A 17,593-nucleotide genomic window follows, 5' to 3' on the forward strand; every position below is an offset into this window, starting at 1 on the left:
GGATGACCGAGCAAGCAAAACCTCTGGTAGGTGTGATCATGGGCTCGTCCTCGGACTGGGACGTGATGCAGAACGCCGTGGCCATCCTGAAGCAGTTCGGCGTGCCGTTCGAAGCGCAGGTGATCTCGGCCCACCGCATGCCGGACGAGATGTTCACCTATGCCGAACAGGCGCGTAGCCGCGGCCTGCGCGCCATCATCGCCGGCGCCGGCGGCGCGGCCCACCTGCCTGGCATGGTGGCCGCCAAGACCATCGTGCCGGTGCTGGGCGTGCCGGTGCCGTCGAAATACCTGCGCGGCGAGGATTCGCTGCTGTCGATCGTGCAGATGCCGAAGGGCGTGCCGGTGTCGACCTTCGCCATCGGCGAAGCCGGCGCCGCCAACGCGGCCCTGACCGCGGTGGCGATCATCGCCGCGGGCGACGACGCGCTGGCCGACAAGCTGGAGCAATTCCGCCGCGACCAGACCGCCGCCGCCCAGGCCATGACTCTTCCCGTGTAAGTTCGATGAATAATCCGTTTCTCCCTTCCGCCGATCCGTCGACCTGGCTTGGCGTGATGGGCGGCGGCCAGCTCGGCCGCATGTTCGCCCACGCCGCCCAGGCGATGGGCTACAAGGTCGCCGTGCTCGAGCCGAGCGCCGATTGCCCGGCCGGCCAGGTGGCCGACCGCACCGTCGAAGGCGACTACACCAATGGCGGCGCGCTGAGCGAGCTGGCGGCATTGTGCTCGGCCGTCACCACCGAATTCGAGAACGTCCCGGCCGACAGCCTGGCGCTGCTCGCCGCCGATAGTTTCGTCGCACCCGCAAGCTCCTGCGTCCAGATCGCGCAAGACCGCATCCTCGAAAAGAAGTTCTTCGTCGACTGCGCGCCGGCCTCGAAGGTGATGCCGGCCCCGCACAAGACCATCGCCTCGCATGCCGACATCGACGCCATTGACGACGACCTGCTGCCGGGCATCCTCAAGACCGTGCGCATGGGGTACGACGGCAAGGGCCAGGTCCGCGTGCGCTCGCGCGAGGACGTGCGCGCCGCTTTCGACAGCATGGGTGGCGTGACCTGCCTGCTCGAAAAAATGCTGCCGCTGGCCTACGAGGTGTCGGTGCTGACCGCGCGCGGCCACGACGGCGAGTCCGTCGTGTACCCGATCGCCGAGAACGTGCACCGCGACGGCATCCTGTTCACCACCACCGTGCCGGGGCCGAACGTGTCCGCGGCCTGCGCGCAGCAGGCCCAGGACGCGGCGCGCGCCATCGTCGCCCAGCTGGGTTACGTGGGCGTGCTGTGCATCGAGTTCTTCGTGCTGGAGGACGGCGCCCTGGTCGTCAACGAGATGGCGCCGCGTCCGCACAACAGCGGCCACTACACGATGGATGCCTGCATCACCAGCCAGTTCGCGCAGCAGGTGCGTGCGATGGCGCGCCTGCCGCTGGGCGACGTGCGCCAGCATTCGCCCGCCGTCATGCTCAACATCCTGGGCGATGCATGGTTCGAAGGCGAGAGCGACGATGCGCGCGAACCGGCCTGGGACCGGGTGCTGGCGCTGCCTGGCGCCAACCTGCACCTGTACGGCAAGAACGACCCGCGCCGCGGCCGCAAGATGGGCCATGTGACCTTCGTGGCGCCGACGCTCGCCGCGGCGCAGGACAGCCTGCGCGCCGCCTGCGCCATCCTGGGAATCGAGCCGTAAGATGGACACGCAGCAGTTCGACCCGGCGGCGATCGACGCCGCCGCCCGCGCGCTGGAGGCCGGCCAGCTGGTCGCCTTCCCGACCGAGACCGTGTACGGCCTGGGCGCCGACGCCGAGAACCCGGCGGCGGTCGCCGCCATCTACGCCGCCAAGGGCCGCCCGCAAGACCACCCGGTGATCGTGCATCTCGCTCCCGACGCGCCGCTCGACTACTGGGCCTGCGACATCCCGCCGCAGGCGCATGCGCTGGCCGACGCCTTCTGGCCCGGTCCGCTGACCATGATCCTCAAGCGCGCCCCGAACATCCCGGACGCCGTCAGCGGCGGCCAGGACACGGTCGGCCTGCGCTGTCCGGCGCACCCGGTGGCGCTGGCGCTGCTGCGCGCCTTCAAGGGAGGAAAGGGCGGCGTCGCGGCGCCGTCGGCGAATAAATTCGGTCATGTGAGCCCGACCCTGGCCGAGCATGTGCGCGATGAATTCGGGGCGGACGGCAGCGTGGCGATGGTGCTCGACGGCGGCCCCTCGCAGGTCGGCATCGAATCGACCATCGTCGATTTGTCGCGCCTGGAGTCGCACGGCCCCGTGCTGCTGCGTCCCGGCCAGATCTCTGCCGAGGCGATCGCCGCCGTGATCGACCAGTTGCCGGCCGCGCCGGACGCTGCCGCGCCGCGCGCCTCGGGCACGCTTGAATCGCATTACGCGCCGCACACGCCGGTGGCGATGCAGGAGCACGCGACCCTGCTCGATAGCCTGGCCGCGCTGCATGGCGCCGGCCGCAAGGTGGCTTTGATCCACATGAGCGACATGCCGGCGACCCACGCCGCACTGCGCCTGCCGGCGGCGCCCGACGGCTTCGCCTACGCGCTGTACGCCGCGCTGCGCGCGATGGACGGGCAGGGCGCCGACGTGATCCTGGTCGAAGCGCCGCCGCAGGGTGGCGACTGGCTGGGTGTGAACGACCGCCTGCGCCGCGCGGCGCACGGTTCGACGGGCATTGTGCACGGCCTGCTCAACGCGCAGGCGAAAGTTTAATTTATATCAATCAAGCAAATGACGGGGCGCAAACGCCCCGCATTTCGTTCTCGTCCGTTACAAATTCGTCTCTTTCTGCATAGAAAACGCTGGTTATAATCCGATCCCGCAAGCGACCCCATCTCTTTTAATAGGTGTGGTAGCCAAATGCCTACGCGCAATGGAATTTGCTATACAAGCGGTTTGAACGCTGGCATAGTGTTCATGATGCGAATAGCACGGGCGTTCGTTTCACAATAATTTCTATCCAGGAGACACAATGCGTCATACCAAATTCGCGCTGGCCGTTCTGACGGCCGCGCTCCTGACCGCATGCGGCGGCGGCACCAGCCCTGCCGGCGGCGACCAGACCACCAAGCTCACTTTCACCAATATGGTGTCGTTCGGCGACAGCCTGTCGGACGTGGGCACCTACCGTGTCGGCGCCGTGGCGGCGGCCGGCGGCGGCAAGTTCACCATCAATGGCGACAGCAGCGCCAAGAATGTCGACCTGAACGGCAAGATCTGGCTCGACTTCATGGCCGCCCAGCTCAAGCTGCCGGCCCCGTGCGCCGCCCAGACCGGCCTGCAGGGCGATGCCTCGCTCGGCTTCAACGTGCCGATCGTGAACCATCCGAATTGCTTCAACTATGCGCAGGGCGGTTCGCGCGTGATCAATCCGGTCGGTCCGGGCAATGCCGCGACCGGCTCGCCGATCGGCGAAATGACCACCCCGATGGTCACCCAGATCGCGAATCACCTGGCCAAGACCGGCAACAAGTTCAGCGGCACCGAACTGGTGACCGTGCTGTCGGGCGGCAATGACGTACTGATGCAGCTGGCCGCCGTGACCAATGCCGGCACCGCCGCCGGCGCGCAAGCCTTCGCCACCGCCCTGGCCACCCGCCTCGCGGCCGGCGCGACCAGCCCGCAAGCCGCGGCGCAAGCCATCGGCGCGGCGATCGCCACCGAGAACGCACGTCCAGGCAAGACCGACCAGACCGTGGTGCAGGCAGCCGTCCGCGCCGCCGCAATGCAGCCGGGTAACCAGGCCGTCGCCCAGCCGGCCGTGTATGGTCCGATCGTGGCCGCCGCCCAGGCCGACGGCACCGCCGCCGGCAACACCGCGGCCGGCGCCTACGCCAGCGCCAACGCGACCGCCATGGTCACCGCGCTCGGCACCGCCGGCGCGCAGATGGCGGGCCTGGTCAAGAACGAACTGCTGGCCAAGGGCGCCAAGTACGTCATCGTCGCCAACCTGCCGGACGTTGCCAGCACCCCGACCGCCAAGTCGCGTCCTGTGGCGATTCAGCAACTGGTGACCGCCATGGTCAACGCCTTCAACACCCAGCTGAAAGCCGGCCTGGGCGCCGACGACGCGCGCGTGCTGTACACCGACCTGTACACCGTCAGCAACGACCAGGTGAAGAACCCCGGCCCATACGGCCTGACCAATACCAGCGCTCCGGCCTGCGCCGAAAACGCGCTGGGCACGACCTCGCTGATCTGCACCGCGAACAACACGGTCGCTGGTGATGTGAGCCGCTACATGTTCGCCGACGGGATCCACCCGACCCCGTTCGAGAACGACCTCATCGCCCGCTACGTCTTCAAGGACATGGCCATCAAGGGCTGGCTGTAAGCAGCGGCAGGCCCGCCTCGATGGCGGGCCTCATCACACACATCAGGAGATAGCATGAATATTCGTTTCAACAGCATGATCAAGGTGCTGGGTGTGGCTGCCGGGCTGGCATTCGCGTCCGGCGCATACGCGCAATCGGCCGGCCAGATCACGGCCAAGGTCGGTTTCAACCGCTTGATGCCGAAGGTCGAGAGCGGCGACATCAGCGCGCCGGCGCTGCCGGGCACCAAGGCCGACGTCGGCAACGACATGCAGCCGGTGCTGATCCTGTCGTACAGCCTGACCGACAATATTTCGGTCGAAGGCGCGCTCGGCACGCCGTACAAGCACAGCATCTACGGCGCCGGCGCGATCCAGGGCACCGGCAAGCTGGGCGAGGTCGAGGCGCTGCCGCCGACCGCCTTCGTGCAATACCGCTTTGGCGCGCCGACCTCGAGCTTCCGTCCCTTCATCGGCGTCGGCCCGACCTATGCCTATTTCATGAAGGAGCGCGGCTCGGCCAAGATGACCGCGATCACCAACCCGGGCAGCGACGTGCCGACCACCTTCAAGATCGACAACAAGCTGACCTATAGCGCGCAAGTCGGCGTGGCGATGAACTTCGACGAGCGCTGGTTCGCCGACGCCACCGTCATCAAGACCCGCCTGCGCACCGACGTGCACTTCTCGACCGGCCAGACCCAGTTCATGAAGCTGGATCCGGTGGCCATCGTGCTGGCGGTGGGCTACAAGTTCTGAACGCGGCGTTTGCCACGTGACCGGAGCCCGCCGCGTGCGGGCTTTTTCAATTAGTGGATTCCGCGCGCGTACTGCGTGAAATGCTCGGCGCTGAGCGCGTGCTGGTACAGGAAACCCTGGTAGAGATAGCAGCCGGCATCCGACAGGAACTGCCGCTGCCCCGGCGTCTCCACCCCCTCGGCAATCACCTGCAATCCCAGGCTGTCGCCCAGCGCGATGATGGAGCGCACGATCGAGGCGTCGTTCTGGTCGGTCAGCACGTCGCGCATGAAGGAATGGTCGATCTTGAGCTGGTCGAGCGGCAGCTTGCGCAGGGTGGCCAGCGATGAATATCCGGTGCCAAAGTCGTCCAGCGAAAAGCTCAGGCCGCGCCGCTTGAGCGTGGCCATGGTGTGCGCGGTCTGGGTGAAGTCGGTGATGACCAGGCTTTCGGTCAGCTCCAGTTTCAGGCTCGAGGGCTGCACCCCGCTGTACTCGAAGATCCCCTGCAGCATGGGCACGAAATCCGGCTGGTTGAACTGGCGCGCGCTGACGTTGACCGACAAGGTCAGGCCGGCCGTCTCGGGCACGCGCTGCCAGCGCGCCAGCTCGGCGCAGGCGGTGCGCAGCACCCATTTGCCGATCTCGACGATGATTCCGCTTTCCTCGGCGGCGCGGATGAACTCGCCCGGATAGAGCACCCGGCCATTGGGCAGGCGCCAGCGCAGCAGCGCCTCGGCCCCGAGCACCCGGCCCGAGCGGTCGAGCTGGGGCTGGTAGTGCAGCACGAACTCGTCGTGCTGCAGCGCGCGCCGCAGGCTGCCTTCGAGCTCGGCGCGCGCCGACCAGGCGGCCTGCGCCGCCGGATCGTGGAAGCGGAAGGTGTTGCGGCCCGCGGCCTTGGCCTGGTACATCGCGGCGTCGGCCTGGCGCAGGGTCGACTCCACCGTGTCGTGGACGCCGCACAGCGTGACCACGCCGATGCTGACCGACACCGAGTAACTCAGCTCGCCCAGCTGGAACGGCGCGGCCAGGGCCGCCACGACCTTGGCGGCGACGATTTCGGCCTGGTTCGCGGCCAGTTCGCGCGCGTCTTCCACCGGCTGGATCAGCACCACGAACTCGTCGCCGCCCAGGCGCGCCACCATGTCGGCCTCGCGCACGCAGTGCTCGAGACGGCGCGCCACCGCCTGCAGCAGCTGGTCGCCGGCCGCGTGGCCCTGGCTGTCGTTGAGGAACTTGAAGTTGTCGAGGTCGCAGAACATCAGCGCTCCCCACTTGCGCGTGCGGGTGCTGGTGAGCAGGGCGCGGCGCAGGTGGTCGAGCAGGTTGGCGCGGTTGGGCAGGTCGGTCAGGTGGTCGAAGAATGCCAGGTGGAAGATCCTGGCTTCGTTGCTCTTGCGCTCGCTGATGTCGGTGCCGATCACCAGGATCTTCTGGCAGGCGTCCAGGGCCTGGTCCGGGCCCAGCAAGGTCCAGCTGGTATCGGTGTCGATCGTCGAGCCGTCGCGCCGGATATGGGCCAGTTCGCCCGCCCATTCGCCCGACTCGAGCGTGTGCCTGAAGGCGGCCTCGTAGAGCGCGGGCTTGTCGCACAACAGGTCGCAGAAGCGCTTGCCCAGCGCTTCCCGGGCGCTCCAGCCATACAGGCGCTCGGCGCCATGGTTCCAGTAGCTGATCACGGAATGCATGTCCATCGCGATGATGGCGTCGCGCGCCCGCTGCAGGAACGAAGCCTGCTCCTGCACCTTGAGGTCGGCCTTCTTCAGGCGCGTGAAGTCGGAGAGAAACCCTTCCAGCATGCCGGGCGGGCCGCTGGAGAGGTTGAGCGAGCCCTGTTCGCAGATCCAGCGCACGTCGCCGCTCGCGGTGCGGATCCGGTAAGTCACCTGGTAGGCGCGGCCCTGGGCCAGCGCCAGCGCGACCGCGCCATCGACCAGCACGCGGTCTTCGGGAAGAATGATGGAGCCGAACGGCAGGCCGGGCCGCGCGGTGAAGGCGGCCGGAGAGTAGCCGGTCAGCTTTTCGACGCCGTCGCTGATGAATTCGATGGTCCAGTCAGGGTCGTTATGACAGCGATAGACCGCGCCCGGCAAGTTACTCAGCAGCAGGTCGAGCGACAGGGCGCCCGCCTGCTCGGGCAGGGAAGGATCGGGCGGGGGCTGCGTCGTACTCATCTGCGCACTCATCTGTTCTCACGCTCAAGAAGGAGAGACCGGCACGATCATCATGCATCGCGCATTGATGGTAGCGTAAATATCCACGCGCACAGAGTGGACGCGAGGCCGATAGCGCTAAAGATTGTCAAATGAGAACGCCATACCACGGAATGTGACATGGCTAATAATCACTTTCACACTCGCAACCCAATGTGCATGGACTGTCGGTTGCATTTTCTTTTTAACAACCCGCATGCTAGACTGCCCGGCCCCCATCCCGAGCGATTCCCTTACGTGATCCTGCGCCGATTTCTTGTGCTGCTCCCCGTCCTCCTTGCTGCCGGCATCGCGCATGCTTCCGCCGACCGCGACGGCTTGCGCGCGCTGCGTATCGCCGCGCCTGAGGCGCCGGCCATCGACGGCGTGCTCGACGAGGCGGTCTGGCAGCGCGCGCCGCGGTACGACGAGTTCCACAAGCATGTGCCGCGCGACGGGCAGCCTGTTCCGACGGGCTTGCGCACCACGGTGCAGTTGCTGGTCGACGATGGCGCGCTGGTGTTCGGCATCCGCGCCTGGGACCCGGCGCCCGAGCTGCGCCGCGGCCAGCTGGCACGGCGCGACAAGGTCGCCCTCGACCAGGACTTCATCGGCATCTGGATCGACCCGGCCGGCCACGGCCGCTCGGCCCAGTTCGTGCGCATCAATACTCTGGGCGTGGTCAGCGACGGCATGCACCGCGCCGACGACGACGAATCCGACCTGGGCCCGGACTTCCCGGTCGAGACCGCCGTCAGGATCCTGCCCGACGGCTACAGCATGGAAGTGCGCTGGCCGCTGTCGAACCTGCGCTTCCCGTATGCGGACGGACGCAACTGGCGCATGATGGTCGAGCGCAGCGTCCCGCACGCCGGCGGCGCCCTGCTGGTGACGGCGCCGTTCCGGATCGACGCGCTGAGCCACCTCAGCTTCCTGCAAGAGATCGCGGGCATGGACGCCACCGTCGAAACGGTGCGCGACCGCGGCTTCGTCGAGCTGCGTCCCGAGCTGACCGTGCGCAGCGAACGCGCGGCGACACCGGGCCAGCGCTTGCGCGGCCAGCAGGCCGAGCTGGGCCTGGAGATCAATGCCCGGCCGCGCGCCGACTGGGTGTTCAACGCCACCATCAATCCCGATTTTTCCCAGGTCGAGATCGACGAGCCGTTGTCGCAGGGCGCCAGCAACGTGGCGCTCAGCCTGCCCGAGAAGCGCGGCTTCTTCCTGGAGAGCGCCGACGTGCTGGGACTGCCACTGCCGGCCTTTTATTCACGCACCGTGAACGATCCCGAATATGGCCTGCGCGCGACCTGGCGCGGCGCGCACATGGACGCCACCGCGATGAGCCTGCGCGACGAGCCGGGCGGCCTGGTGCTGCGCGGGCGTCCTTATGAAACGCTGGAATACGCACAGACCCGGCGTACGATGGCCAGCCTGGCGCGTGCGCGCTGGCACCAGGAAGGCCTGCTGCTGGGCGCCTTCGTCTCGCAGCGCGACTACCACCGCTTCGGCAGCAACGAGGTGCTGGGCGTCGACGCGCAATGGCGCGGCGAGACCGACGGCGGCGTGCAGCACCAGCTGTCCGGGGTGGCGATGGCCTCGCGCACCACGGCCGGCTTCACGGAAGACGACTTGCCAGCGCAGGTGGAGGAGCGCTCCGGCGGCTACCTGTGGGGCAAGTACCTGCACAAGACGGCGCGCTGGTGGCACGAGGCCGAGGTGGAAGCGATCGCGCCCGGCTTCGTCAACGACAACGGCTTCGTGCCGCAGGCCGGCATCGCCCGCATCACGGGCTCGATGAACCGCATCCTGGGTCCGCAGTCCCTCGGCTCGCTCGAGCTGTACGAGTTCGAGACCTATCTGATCGTGCACGAGATGCGCACCCTGGCCGACGCCACGACCGGCCAGCGCGGCGGCGAGACCGTCGAGCGCAAGCTCCGTCCCGGCGTGTGGATGGCGGCGCCGCTGCAGACCGGCCTGTGGGTCGAACTGGGCTTCGACCGCCAGCGCGCCGGGCCGGGCGGGCGCCTGCACGACACCCGGGTCGTCAACTTCGGCGTCGAGACCACGCCGGCGCCATGGATCTCGAAGATCGCGCTGGAGGCCGCGCTGGGGCGCCAGCTCGACGTCGACGCCGACCGCGTGGGGCCGGGCGGCAACGTGATCCTGGACGTGGGGCTGCGCTTTCCCTTGCGCCGCGGCTGGTCGCTGGAGCTGGACCATCACGTGAACCGGGCCTGGGTGCAGGGCACGCTGGGCCAGCCGGCATTTTCGGACACCGCCTGGCGCTGGCTGGCGATGCTGCATTTCAGCTCGCGCGATTCGCTGCGCCTGCTGGCCCAGAACACCTGGGCCGCGCGGCGCGACGACGGCGTGACCCAGCTCGAGGCGTGGAACGATCGCCAGGTGCACCGTTCGCTGCTGTATCGCTACCAGTGGCGGGTGGGCAGGACGGTGTCGCTCGGCATCGTGGACGACAAGCTGCCGCTGGTGGATGAGAGGAACAGGTCGCTGACGTTCAAGCTGCAATGGGAAGTCTGAGCATCGCCCGTTCATCGGGCTACGCAGCCATTCGACCCCGCGCCTCGTCGTTCCATCGGAACCGCCAGGCGCTTCGCAGTTCCGGCTGGCATAGTGCACTCATCCAGGGAGCGGGGGTGAACATGAACAAGGGATGGATTACGGCATGTCTGATGGCGGCAAGCGCCATGGCGGTGGGCGCCGACGAGAGCCCGGACCGGGCGCGCCTGGCGGCCGAGATCACGGCCGCCGACGCGCGCCTGTTCGGCGGCCTGAACGCGCGTGATATCGGGCCGATGAAGGAAGGCTTCAGCCGGCGCCTCGAGTTCTATCACGATCGCGGCGGCGTGACCGGCTACGACGAGAATATCGCCGTCTTCGAAAGGAATTTCGCGGCGCCGAACCGGATCCGGCGCGAAGCCTTGCTCGACACCTTCGAGGTCTTCCCGTCCGGGCCGGAGCATGCCATGCATATCGGCAAGCACCGCTTCTGCAACAAGCCCTCTCCCAGCGAGCCCGAAAGCTGCAGCGTCTACCGCTTCTCGATGGTCTGGGCGCGCGAAGAGGGCGCGTGGAAGCTGCTGCGCGTGCTCAGTTACGATCACTGACGCCGCGCCCTGCGCGCCGGTGATATGCTGGCGCCATGACTACCGAATCCGATATCGAACTGTCCGGCGCCTTCCAGGCCAAGGATGGGCAAGGCCGTACCCTCGACGTGAAGAACATCACCATCTTCGACGAGGGCTACGGGATCATTGACGTGTACGTGAAGTTCGCGGCCAAGCTCGAACCGGGCGCCTACAAGGACACGGTCCTGGTGCGCCAGATCGTCGACCGCCTGCGCGCGGTCGGCTACAAGGGGCCGGACTTCGGCCACAGCGATCCGGGCCTGCAGGAAAGCCGCCTGATCGTGCTCGAAGCGCCCGAGGAATTCGCGGCCTTCGCCAAGAGCCGCGGCTGGAAGAACCTGGCCGAAGACTTCGACGAATAAGCCAGACTGAAAAGGGCCGGGATCGCTCCCGGCCCTTTCTACATCGGCGTCACGATCTCACGCGCCCACGCCATCATGCGCCCAGGCGCAGTTCCAGCCCGGTGTCGGTATAGGTCGGCGTCACCGTGTAGCCCTCGACGGTGATGGTCTCGAACTTGCCCTTCAGGCTACCCGCGGTGATGACCTTCAGCGTCGCGCCGGCCGCCGGCTTGTAGCCGTTCTGGAACACGATGCGCAGCGTGCCGCCGCCGATCGTCACCGCGCCGCTGACGCTCAGGTGGCCGTGGGTCACCGCGCCGACGCGCATTTCGAGCGCGGCGCCCGCGAGCTGGGTGTATCCCTTCGCCAGCGCCAGCGTGCCCGCCGTATTGTTGACCACCGTGGCGCCGCCGGCGACATACACCTCGCCGGTGCCCAAGGCGGTCATCGACAGCGCTTCGAGCGTGCCGCCCTCGACCTGGGCGCCGCCGCTCCAGCTGTTCCTGCCGCCCAGCTTCAGCACGCCGCTGCCTTGCTTGACCAGCTTGCCGCTGCCCGAGATGTCGTTGCGCCAGCGGTCGACGGCATGGAAGCCGCCCTTGCTTGCGTCCATGTTCACCACCACGTTGCCGGTGAAGACGGCATAACCCTCGGCTGCGGCAAACAGATTGAGGCGGCCCCAGCCTTCAGGATCGTCCAGCACCGGGTAGCCGGAAGGGATCGCCGTCGTCTTGAGCACCACCCGGCGCTGCGCCTCGCTCAGGTACGGCAGGCGGGTTTCCAGCATCACCTCGGCGCCTTTCGGCACCACCGCCGGCGCGGTGGCCGATCCGATCTGCGGCAGGCCATAGGTCATGCGGCGCAGGTAATTGGCCTTGCTGGTCGCGTAGTCGGCGAAGCGGTCATTGGCAGGTAGGCCCGAGGCGGCGTAGTTCGCGAAGGTGGCCGGCGTCGTGCTGGTCAGCTTCATCAGCGTCGTTTGCGCCTGGGCGCGGGCGGCGGCGCGGGTGGTGGCGCCGGCGGCGATCAGGTTGGCCGCGGCGACGGCCTGAGCCTGCACGCGGCCGCTGATCACGTCCAGCGGCGAATGCATGCCGGCCAGGATGCGGCTTTCGCCGAGCTCCAGGCCGCGGCCGACCAGTTCCTGGAAGCGTTCCGGCACCACATAGGCCATGGCCACGGCGTTGCGGGTCGCTTCCGCCGAGTGGCCGCTGGTGAAGCCGCCGTCGGTGCCCGGCGTCGAACTCTTGGCCGGCTCCAGCTGCGGCACCACCTGCACCGCGCTGCTCCAGCGGTACGGCCGCGCGTACTTGTAGAAGCGCTTGGCCGGCTCGGTCGAGCCGTTGGCGCCCATCGCGTTGACCAGGTCGATCACCTTGCCGAACTCGGGATTGGCGTCGCCGCCGACGCCGTTGTTGTTGCCGCCGTCCTCGTACTTGACGGTGATGGCGTCCTGCGGCATGTCGTTGATGGTGGTGGTCTGGCGCGCGGCGCTGCGCCAGGCGTCGGTGAGTGGGCCCATGCCGCTGGCGGTGCTGTAGCCCTTGCCGCGCCGGTCGTCGAGGTAGGCCAGCAAGGTCTGCTCGGGCGTGCGGCTCGCGGTGGCCCTGACCACGTAGTCGATGTTCGCGTTGTGGACTTGTGCGTTGACGACCGTGCCGCCGGGCGTGCCGTCGTTCGGCAAGCCGGTCCAGCTCGAGGCGACGACGGCAGGGAAGCCTTCCACGGCCGGGGCGGCCTGGCCGGCGTCGACGATTTCCGTGAGTGGCTTCCAGACGTCGAGCATGCCGCCAAGCACGCGCACGCCGGCATTCGTGCCCAGGGTGGCGTAGCGGGCGTCGCCGCGCTGGTTGGTGGCGACGGTGTCCACGAAGGCCGTGACGGCCGGGACCGGCGCGGTATCGGCCGCGCCCTGGTCGGCCGGCGCCGATGGAAGGACGACGACGACGTCGGCATCGTCATGGTGATCGGAACCGCCGCAGGCGCTCAGGGCGAGGATGGCGCCGATGGCGATGGCGAGCGGAAGGCGGCGCAGTGGACTGGCGTAATGCATGGGCTAACCCTTCAATGGATTGTGAGGCAGAAAAAGTGAAGGGATGATATGAATGCCTTGTGACGTCTTCGTGACGAACCTGGGCATCAGAGGAGAGGCAGCGATGTTGAATGCGGTACGGGACTTGATGCAAGCGCCTGCGGGCATGGCCTGCGATTTCAGCCAGCCCGCGGGCGAGCCGGCGCTGGCGCCGCATGACGGCATTGCGTGGCAGGTCTTCGCCAACCCGGTCGCCCTGTTCGTGGGCGGGATGACGGCGGTGCTGCTCGAACTGGCCGAGCCGTCGGTGCGCTCGGGCGTATGGGACCACAGCAGCTTCCAGCGCGATCCGGGCACGCGCCTGCGCCGTACCGGCTTCGCGGCGATGATGACGGTGTATGGCCCCCGCTCAGAGGCCGAGAAGATGATCGCGCGCGTGGTGCGCATGCACGGGCGGGTCGAGGGCCGCACGCCCGACGGCCGCGCCTACCACGCCAACGATCCGCGCCTGCTCGACTGGGTGCAGGCGACCGCCTCGTTCGGGTTCACCGAGGCCTATCACCGCTACGTCCGGCCGCTGTCCGCTGTCGAGAAGGACGCCGCCTTCGCCGAATCGGAGCCGGCAGCGCGCCTGTATGGCGCGACCGGCGCACCGCGTTCATGGCTGGAATGGGAGACGATGCTCGCGCAGGCCGCGCCAGGGCTGGAAGGATCAGGCATCCTCGCGGATTTCATGCGGATCATGGGCGCGGCCCCCATCGTGCCGGCGCCTTTGCGTCCATTGCAGCGCCTGCTGGTGCGCGCCGCGGTGGAGATCACGCCCGAGCCGGTGCGCTCGCTGCCGCAGCTGCGCGGGCGGGGACTGCGTTTCGGCGAAGCGGCGCTGGTGCGCGCCCTGGCGCGGGGCGCCGCGCTGGCGCCGCTGGGCGACACGCCGCAGGCCCAGGCCGCGCGGCGCGTCGCCCAACGTTGATCAGAACGCCGCGATGCCGGTCTGGGCGCGGCCCAGGATCAGGGCGTGGATGTCGTGCGTGCCTTCATAGGTGTTGACCACCTCGAGGTTGACCATGTGGCGGATGATGCCGAACTCGTCCGAGATGCCGTTACCGCCCAGCATGTCGCGCGCGACGCGGGCGATGTCCAGCGCCTTGCCGCACGAGTTGCGCTTCATGATCGAGGTGATCTCGACCGCCGCCGTGCCTTCGTCCTTCATGCGGCCCAGGCGCAGGCACCCTTGCAGGCCGAGGGTGATCTCGGTCTGCATGTCGGCCAGCTTCTTCTGCACCAGCTGGTTCGCCGCCAGGGGTTTGCCGAACTGGGTGCGGTCCATCGTGTACCGGCGCGCGGTGTGCCAGCAGTCTTCGGCCGCGCCCAGCGCGCCCCAGGCGATGCCGTAGCGCGCCGAGTTCAGGCAGGTGAACGGGCCCTTCAGGCCGCGCACCTCCGGGAAGGCGTTTTCTTCCGGGCAGAACACATTGTCCATGACGATTTCGCCGGTGACCGAGGCGCGCAGGCCGAACTTGCCGTGGATCGCCGGCGCCGACAGGCCTTTCCAGCCCTTCTCGAGCACGAAGCCGCGGATCGCGCCTTCGTCGTCCTTGGCCCACACCACGAACACGTCGGCGACCGGCGAGTTGGTGATCCACATCTTGCTGCCGGTGAGGCTGTAACCGCCGTCCACCTTGCGTGCGCGGGTGACCATCGAGGCCGGGTCCGAGCCGTGGTTGGGTTCGGTCAGGCCGAAGCAGCCGATCCATTCGCCGGTGGCCAGCTTCGGCAGGTATTTCTGGCGCGTTTCCTCATTGCCGAATTCAAAGATCGGCACCATCACCAGCGAGGATTGCACGCTCATCATCGAGCGGTAGCCGGAGTCGACGCGCTCGACTTCGCGCGCGATCAGGCCATAGGCGACGTAGTTGAGGCCGGGGCCGCCGTACTGCTCGGGAATGGTCGGGCCCAGCAGGCCCAGCTCGCCCATTTCGCGGAAGATCGAGACGTCCATGGTCTCGTGGCGGAAGGCCTCGAGAATGCGCGGCTGCAGCTTGTCCTGGCAATAGGCCGCCGCCGCGTCGCGCACCATGCGCTCGTCGTCAGTCAGCTGGCTGTTCAGCAGCAGCGGGTCATCCCAGTGGAAAGAAGCTTTCTTGGACGAGTCGGTACGGGTCATCGCAAAATCCTGTCTCTAAGTTCTAGTTTGGTCGGTAGCACGCGCGGCGCGCCTGAACATTATAGAAACGTGCCGCACCCGCATCTTTTGAAACTGCGACAGGCATTTTCATTTTTTATCGATGCATCCTGCCGTGCTGACGGCAAGCTGACAAGGTCAGCGCGGCGCCGTGCTGCCGAACTTGCCGCCGTGGAAGATCAGCGCCGATTGCGGATGGACTTGGCACTCCTCGACCTCGCCGACGAAGATGACATGGTCGCCTTCGGGATAGCGGCTGCGGTTGTGGCATTCGAACCACGCCGACACGCCTTTCAGGATCGGCAGGCCGGTGCGCGACAGTTCGTACTCGACGCCCTCGAACGGATTCTCGGTGCGGCGCGAGAAGCGCAGCGCCAGTTCTTGCTGGCCGGCCGACAGCACATTGATCACGTAGTGCGAGTTGCCGCTGAAAATGGGCAGGCTGTTGGCGCCGGCGCCCAGGCTCCACAACACCAGCGGTGGGTCGAGCGAGACCGAATTGAAGGAGCTGGCGGTCAGGCCGCGGAAGCTGCCGTCGGCCAGGCGCGTGGTAATGACGGTCACGCCGGTCGCGAATTGCGACAGGGCATGGCGGAAATGTGTTGTATCGAAGCCGCGCGTCGTGGCGCGGGCGGAAAGTGTATTCATGCGATTCCTGAACGTTGGCGCTCATTATGCCATCGTCGGGGGAGTCCTTGCCGCGAGCTGGCCGCTATGCAGGCAGTTCGATGCAGGATGGGGCACTTTGCGCTACATTAAAGGATATCTAATCTGACAAATGCCAAGGTGAACTATGAGTGAGCAAAAAGCAGCCGAAGTCGCCATCCTCGGCGGAGGATGCTTCTGGTGCGTCGAAGCGGTTTACCTCGAGGCGCGCGGCGTCACCCGCGTCGAATCCGGCTATATGGGCGGCCAGGTCGACCATCCGACCTATGAGGCGGTGTGCGGCGGCGCCACCGGCCACGCCGAGGTGGTGCGTCTCGAATTCGATCCTGCCGTGATCAGCTACCGCGACATCCTCGAGATCTTTTTCACCATCCACGACCCGACCACCCTGAACCGCCAGGGCAATGACGTCGGCACGCAGTACCGCTCGGTGATCTTTACCACCTCGCCGGAACAGGCCGAGATCGCGCACAAGGTGATCGGCGAGATGGGCCTGGTGTGGGATGCGCCGATCGTCACCGAGGTCAAGCCCCAGGAAACCTGGTACAAGGCCGAGGACTATCACCAGAACTATTTCGCCCAGCACCCGCTGCAGGGCTATTGCGCCTTCGTGGTGGCGCCGAAGGTGGCCAAGTTCCGCAAGACCTTCACGGATCGCCTGAAGGCCTGATGGTCGGGCAGGGACTCAGGCAGACATTCAGGCAGACATTCAGGCATACATATACCTCCTCGACCACGGCAGCTGCGCCACGTCGCTTCCCGTCTTGCCGCACACGATCTGGTACAGGCTGATCCGGTCGTGGGCGAAGGCGTAGGCGCAGCCGGCCAGGTACACGTGCCAGATGCGGAAGCGCTTCGGATCGGTCAGGGTGCGGATGTGGGCCGCATTGCTCTCGAAATTGTCGGTCCAGAGCGCGCAGGTATGGGCGTAGTGGCGGCGCAGGTTTTCCACGTCGCGCACTTCCAGGCCGCCTTCCTGCATCGCCCGCACCACGGTGGCCAGGTGCGCCAATTCTCCCTGCGGGAACACGTATTCGTCGATGAACTGGCCACCGCCGTAGGGCGTCGCGCCATTGTCGACGTCGGTGGTGGTGATCCCGTGATTCATTGCCACGCCGCCAGGGGCCAGCAGGTCGGCGACCCGCGCGAAATAATCCTTCAGGTGCTGCACGCCGACGTGCTCGAACATGCCCACGCTGGTGATGCGCTCGAAGCGGCCGTCGACGTCGCGGTAGTCCTGCAGCCGGATCTCGATCCGGTCTTGCAGCCCGGCTTTTGCTACCCGTTCGCGCGCCAGCGCGGCCTGGTTTTCGGACAGCGTGATGCCCACGCAGCGCGCGCCGAATTTTTCGGCCGCGCGCAGCGCCAGCGCCCCCCAGCCGCAGCCGATGTCGAGCAGGGTCTGGCCGGGACGCAGGTCGATCTTGCGCAGGATGTGGTCGATCTTCTTGACCTGCGCGGTGGCCAGGTCTTCGTCGCCTCCCTCGAAGTAGGCGCAGGAATACACCATGCCGGGATCGAGCCAGGCGGCGTAGAACTCGTTGGAGACGTCGTAGTGGTAGCGGATCGCGTCGCGGTCGGATTCGCGCGTGTGGTTTTTCCGGAAGCCCAGCGCATCGGCCAGGCGGCCGCGCCTCGTGTCGGCCGCGCCGGACGCCGCCAGCGCATTGCCGATGGCGATGATGTCGGCCGCACGCCCCATCACCTCGATCGCGCCTTCGACGTAGGCGCGGCCCAGGCTGTACAGGGAAGGGGAGCGCAGGTAGCGCAGCGCGGCGGGGCCGGGGATGCGGATGGTGACCCGTGGCGGATCGGGCGACAGGTCGATGCGTTCACCGTTCCACAGCTCCACGCGCAGCGGCAGTGACAGTTGCGGCAATTTGCCGCGCAGGCCTGCTTGCCAGGCCGACAGCTTGATCTGATCGAACACGGTCCACCCCTTTTTATCAAAGGCGTAGCCGGCCGCG

The 17,593-nt window shown here is 67.3% G+C and carries 15 protein-coding genes; 10 read left to right on the plus strand and 5 right to left on the minus strand.

Features of this window, described 5'->3' with window-relative positions:
• Window positions 1-2: 2 nt before the first annotated feature.
• The 5 genes from purE (at window position 3) to LO55_RS09445 (ending at window position 5,082) form a co-directional block, all read left to right on the plus strand.
• Window positions 3-500 (plus strand): 5-(carboxyamino)imidazole ribonucleotide mutase, encoded by a 498-nt coding sequence (gene purE / locus LO55_RS09425; RefSeq protein ID WP_071361262.1) that lies wholly within the window; start codon window positions 3-5, stop codon window positions 498-500.
• Between the two features lie 5 nt (window positions 501-505).
• The gene (locus LO55_RS09430) at window positions 506-1,690 is read left to right on the plus strand and encodes a 5-(carboxyamino)imidazole ribonucleotide synthase (RefSeq protein WP_071361263.1); all 1,185 of its coding nucleotides are present in this window, start codon (window positions 506-508) and stop codon (window positions 1,688-1,690) included.
• A 1-nt stretch (window position 1,691) separates the two neighbouring features.
• Window positions 1,692-2,723, plus strand: a complete 1,032-nt coding sequence (locus LO55_RS09435; RefSeq protein ID WP_071361264.1) for an L-threonylcarbamoyladenylate synthase — start codon at window positions 1,692-1,694, stop codon at window positions 2,721-2,723.
• Window positions 2,724-2,982: 259 nt separating this feature from the next.
• Entirely contained in the window at window positions 2,983-4,344 is a 1,362-nt protein-coding gene (locus LO55_RS09440; RefSeq protein WP_071361265.1) for an SGNH/GDSL hydrolase family protein, read from the plus strand.
• 54 nt (window positions 4,345-4,398) lie between these two features.
• Entirely contained in the window at window positions 4,399-5,082 is a 684-nt protein-coding gene (locus LO55_RS09445; RefSeq protein ID WP_083415270.1) for an OmpW/AlkL family protein, read from the plus strand.
• Window positions 5,083-5,132: 50 nt separating this feature from the next.
• Here LO55_RS09445 and LO55_RS09450 read toward each other — a convergent pair whose 3' ends face one another.
• Window positions 5,133-7,238 carry a putative bifunctional diguanylate cyclase/phosphodiesterase gene (locus tag LO55_RS09450; RefSeq protein WP_229410114.1) on the minus strand — a complete coding sequence of 702 codons (2,106 nt, stop codon included), beginning with the start codon at window positions 7,236-7,238 and terminating at the stop codon, window positions 5,133-5,135.
• Window positions 7,239-7,535: 297 nt separating this feature from the next.
• On the opposite strand from LO55_RS09450, the gene LO55_RS09455 reads away from it, so the two are divergent.
• The 3 genes from LO55_RS09455 (at window position 7,536) to LO55_RS09465 (ending at window position 10,764) form a co-directional block, all read left to right on the plus strand.
• Window positions 7,536-9,794: a carbohydrate binding family 9 domain-containing protein gene (locus LO55_RS09455; RefSeq protein ID WP_229410115.1), complete on the plus strand. Its 2,259-nt coding sequence runs from the start codon at window positions 7,536-7,538 to the stop codon at window positions 9,792-9,794.
• Between the two features lie 152 nt (window positions 9,795-9,946).
• On the plus strand, window positions 9,947-10,381 hold the full coding sequence (locus LO55_RS09460) for a nuclear transport factor 2 family protein (protein WP_071361268.1): 435 nt from the start codon (window positions 9,947-9,949) through the stop codon (window positions 10,379-10,381).
• Between the two features lie 35 nt (window positions 10,382-10,416).
• Window positions 10,417-10,764, plus strand: a complete 348-nt coding sequence (locus LO55_RS09465; protein ID WP_071361269.1) for a hypothetical protein — start codon at window positions 10,417-10,419, stop codon at window positions 10,762-10,764.
• A 73-nt stretch (window positions 10,765-10,837) separates the two neighbouring features.
• Here the strand turns inward: LO55_RS09465 and LO55_RS09470 are convergent, their stop codons facing one another.
• Window positions 10,838-12,796: a phosphatase PAP2 family protein gene (locus LO55_RS09470; protein ID WP_071361270.1), complete on the minus strand. Its 1,959-nt coding sequence runs from the start codon at window positions 12,794-12,796 to the stop codon at window positions 10,838-10,840.
• A 127-nt stretch (window positions 12,797-12,923) separates the two neighbouring features.
• On the opposite strand from LO55_RS09470, the gene LO55_RS09475 reads away from it, so the two are divergent.
• Window positions 12,924-13,748, plus strand: coding sequence for an oxygenase MpaB family protein (locus LO55_RS09475; RefSeq protein WP_229410116.1), 825 nt, complete (start codon window positions 12,924-12,926; stop codon window positions 13,746-13,748).
• Here LO55_RS09475 and LO55_RS09480 read toward each other — a convergent pair whose 3' ends face one another.
• Together LO55_RS09480 and LO55_RS09485 are read right to left on the minus strand one after the other, a co-directional pair.
• Window positions 13,749-14,942 carry an acyl-CoA dehydrogenase gene (locus LO55_RS09480; protein ID WP_071361272.1) on the minus strand — a complete coding sequence of 398 codons (1,194 nt, stop codon included), beginning with the start codon at window positions 14,940-14,942 and terminating at the stop codon, window positions 13,749-13,751.
• Window positions 14,943-15,098: 156 nt separating this feature from the next.
• A complete protein-coding gene (locus LO55_RS09485; RefSeq protein ID WP_005665021.1) occupies window positions 15,099-15,608 on the minus strand; it encodes a flavin reductase family protein in 510 nt (169 codons plus the stop codon).
• Window positions 15,609-15,753: 145 nt separating this feature from the next.
• Between LO55_RS09485 and msrA the strand changes: the two genes are divergently transcribed.
• Window positions 15,754-16,296, plus strand: coding sequence for a peptide-methionine (S)-S-oxide reductase MsrA (msrA, locus tag LO55_RS09490; protein WP_005665023.1), 543 nt, complete (start codon window positions 15,754-15,756; stop codon window positions 16,294-16,296).
• Between the two features lie 39 nt (window positions 16,297-16,335).
• Here the strand turns inward: msrA and LO55_RS09495 are convergent, their stop codons facing one another.
• Window positions 16,336-17,556, minus strand: a complete 1,221-nt coding sequence (locus tag LO55_RS09495) for a class I SAM-dependent methyltransferase (RefSeq protein WP_005665025.1) — start codon at window positions 17,554-17,556, stop codon at window positions 16,336-16,338.
• Window positions 17,557-17,593: the final 37 nt, after the last annotated feature.

The sequence above is a fragment of the Massilia timonae genome, from assembly GCF_001866515.1.
Lineage (GTDB): Bacteria > Pseudomonadota > Gammaproteobacteria > Burkholderiales > Burkholderiaceae_D > Telluria > Telluria timonae.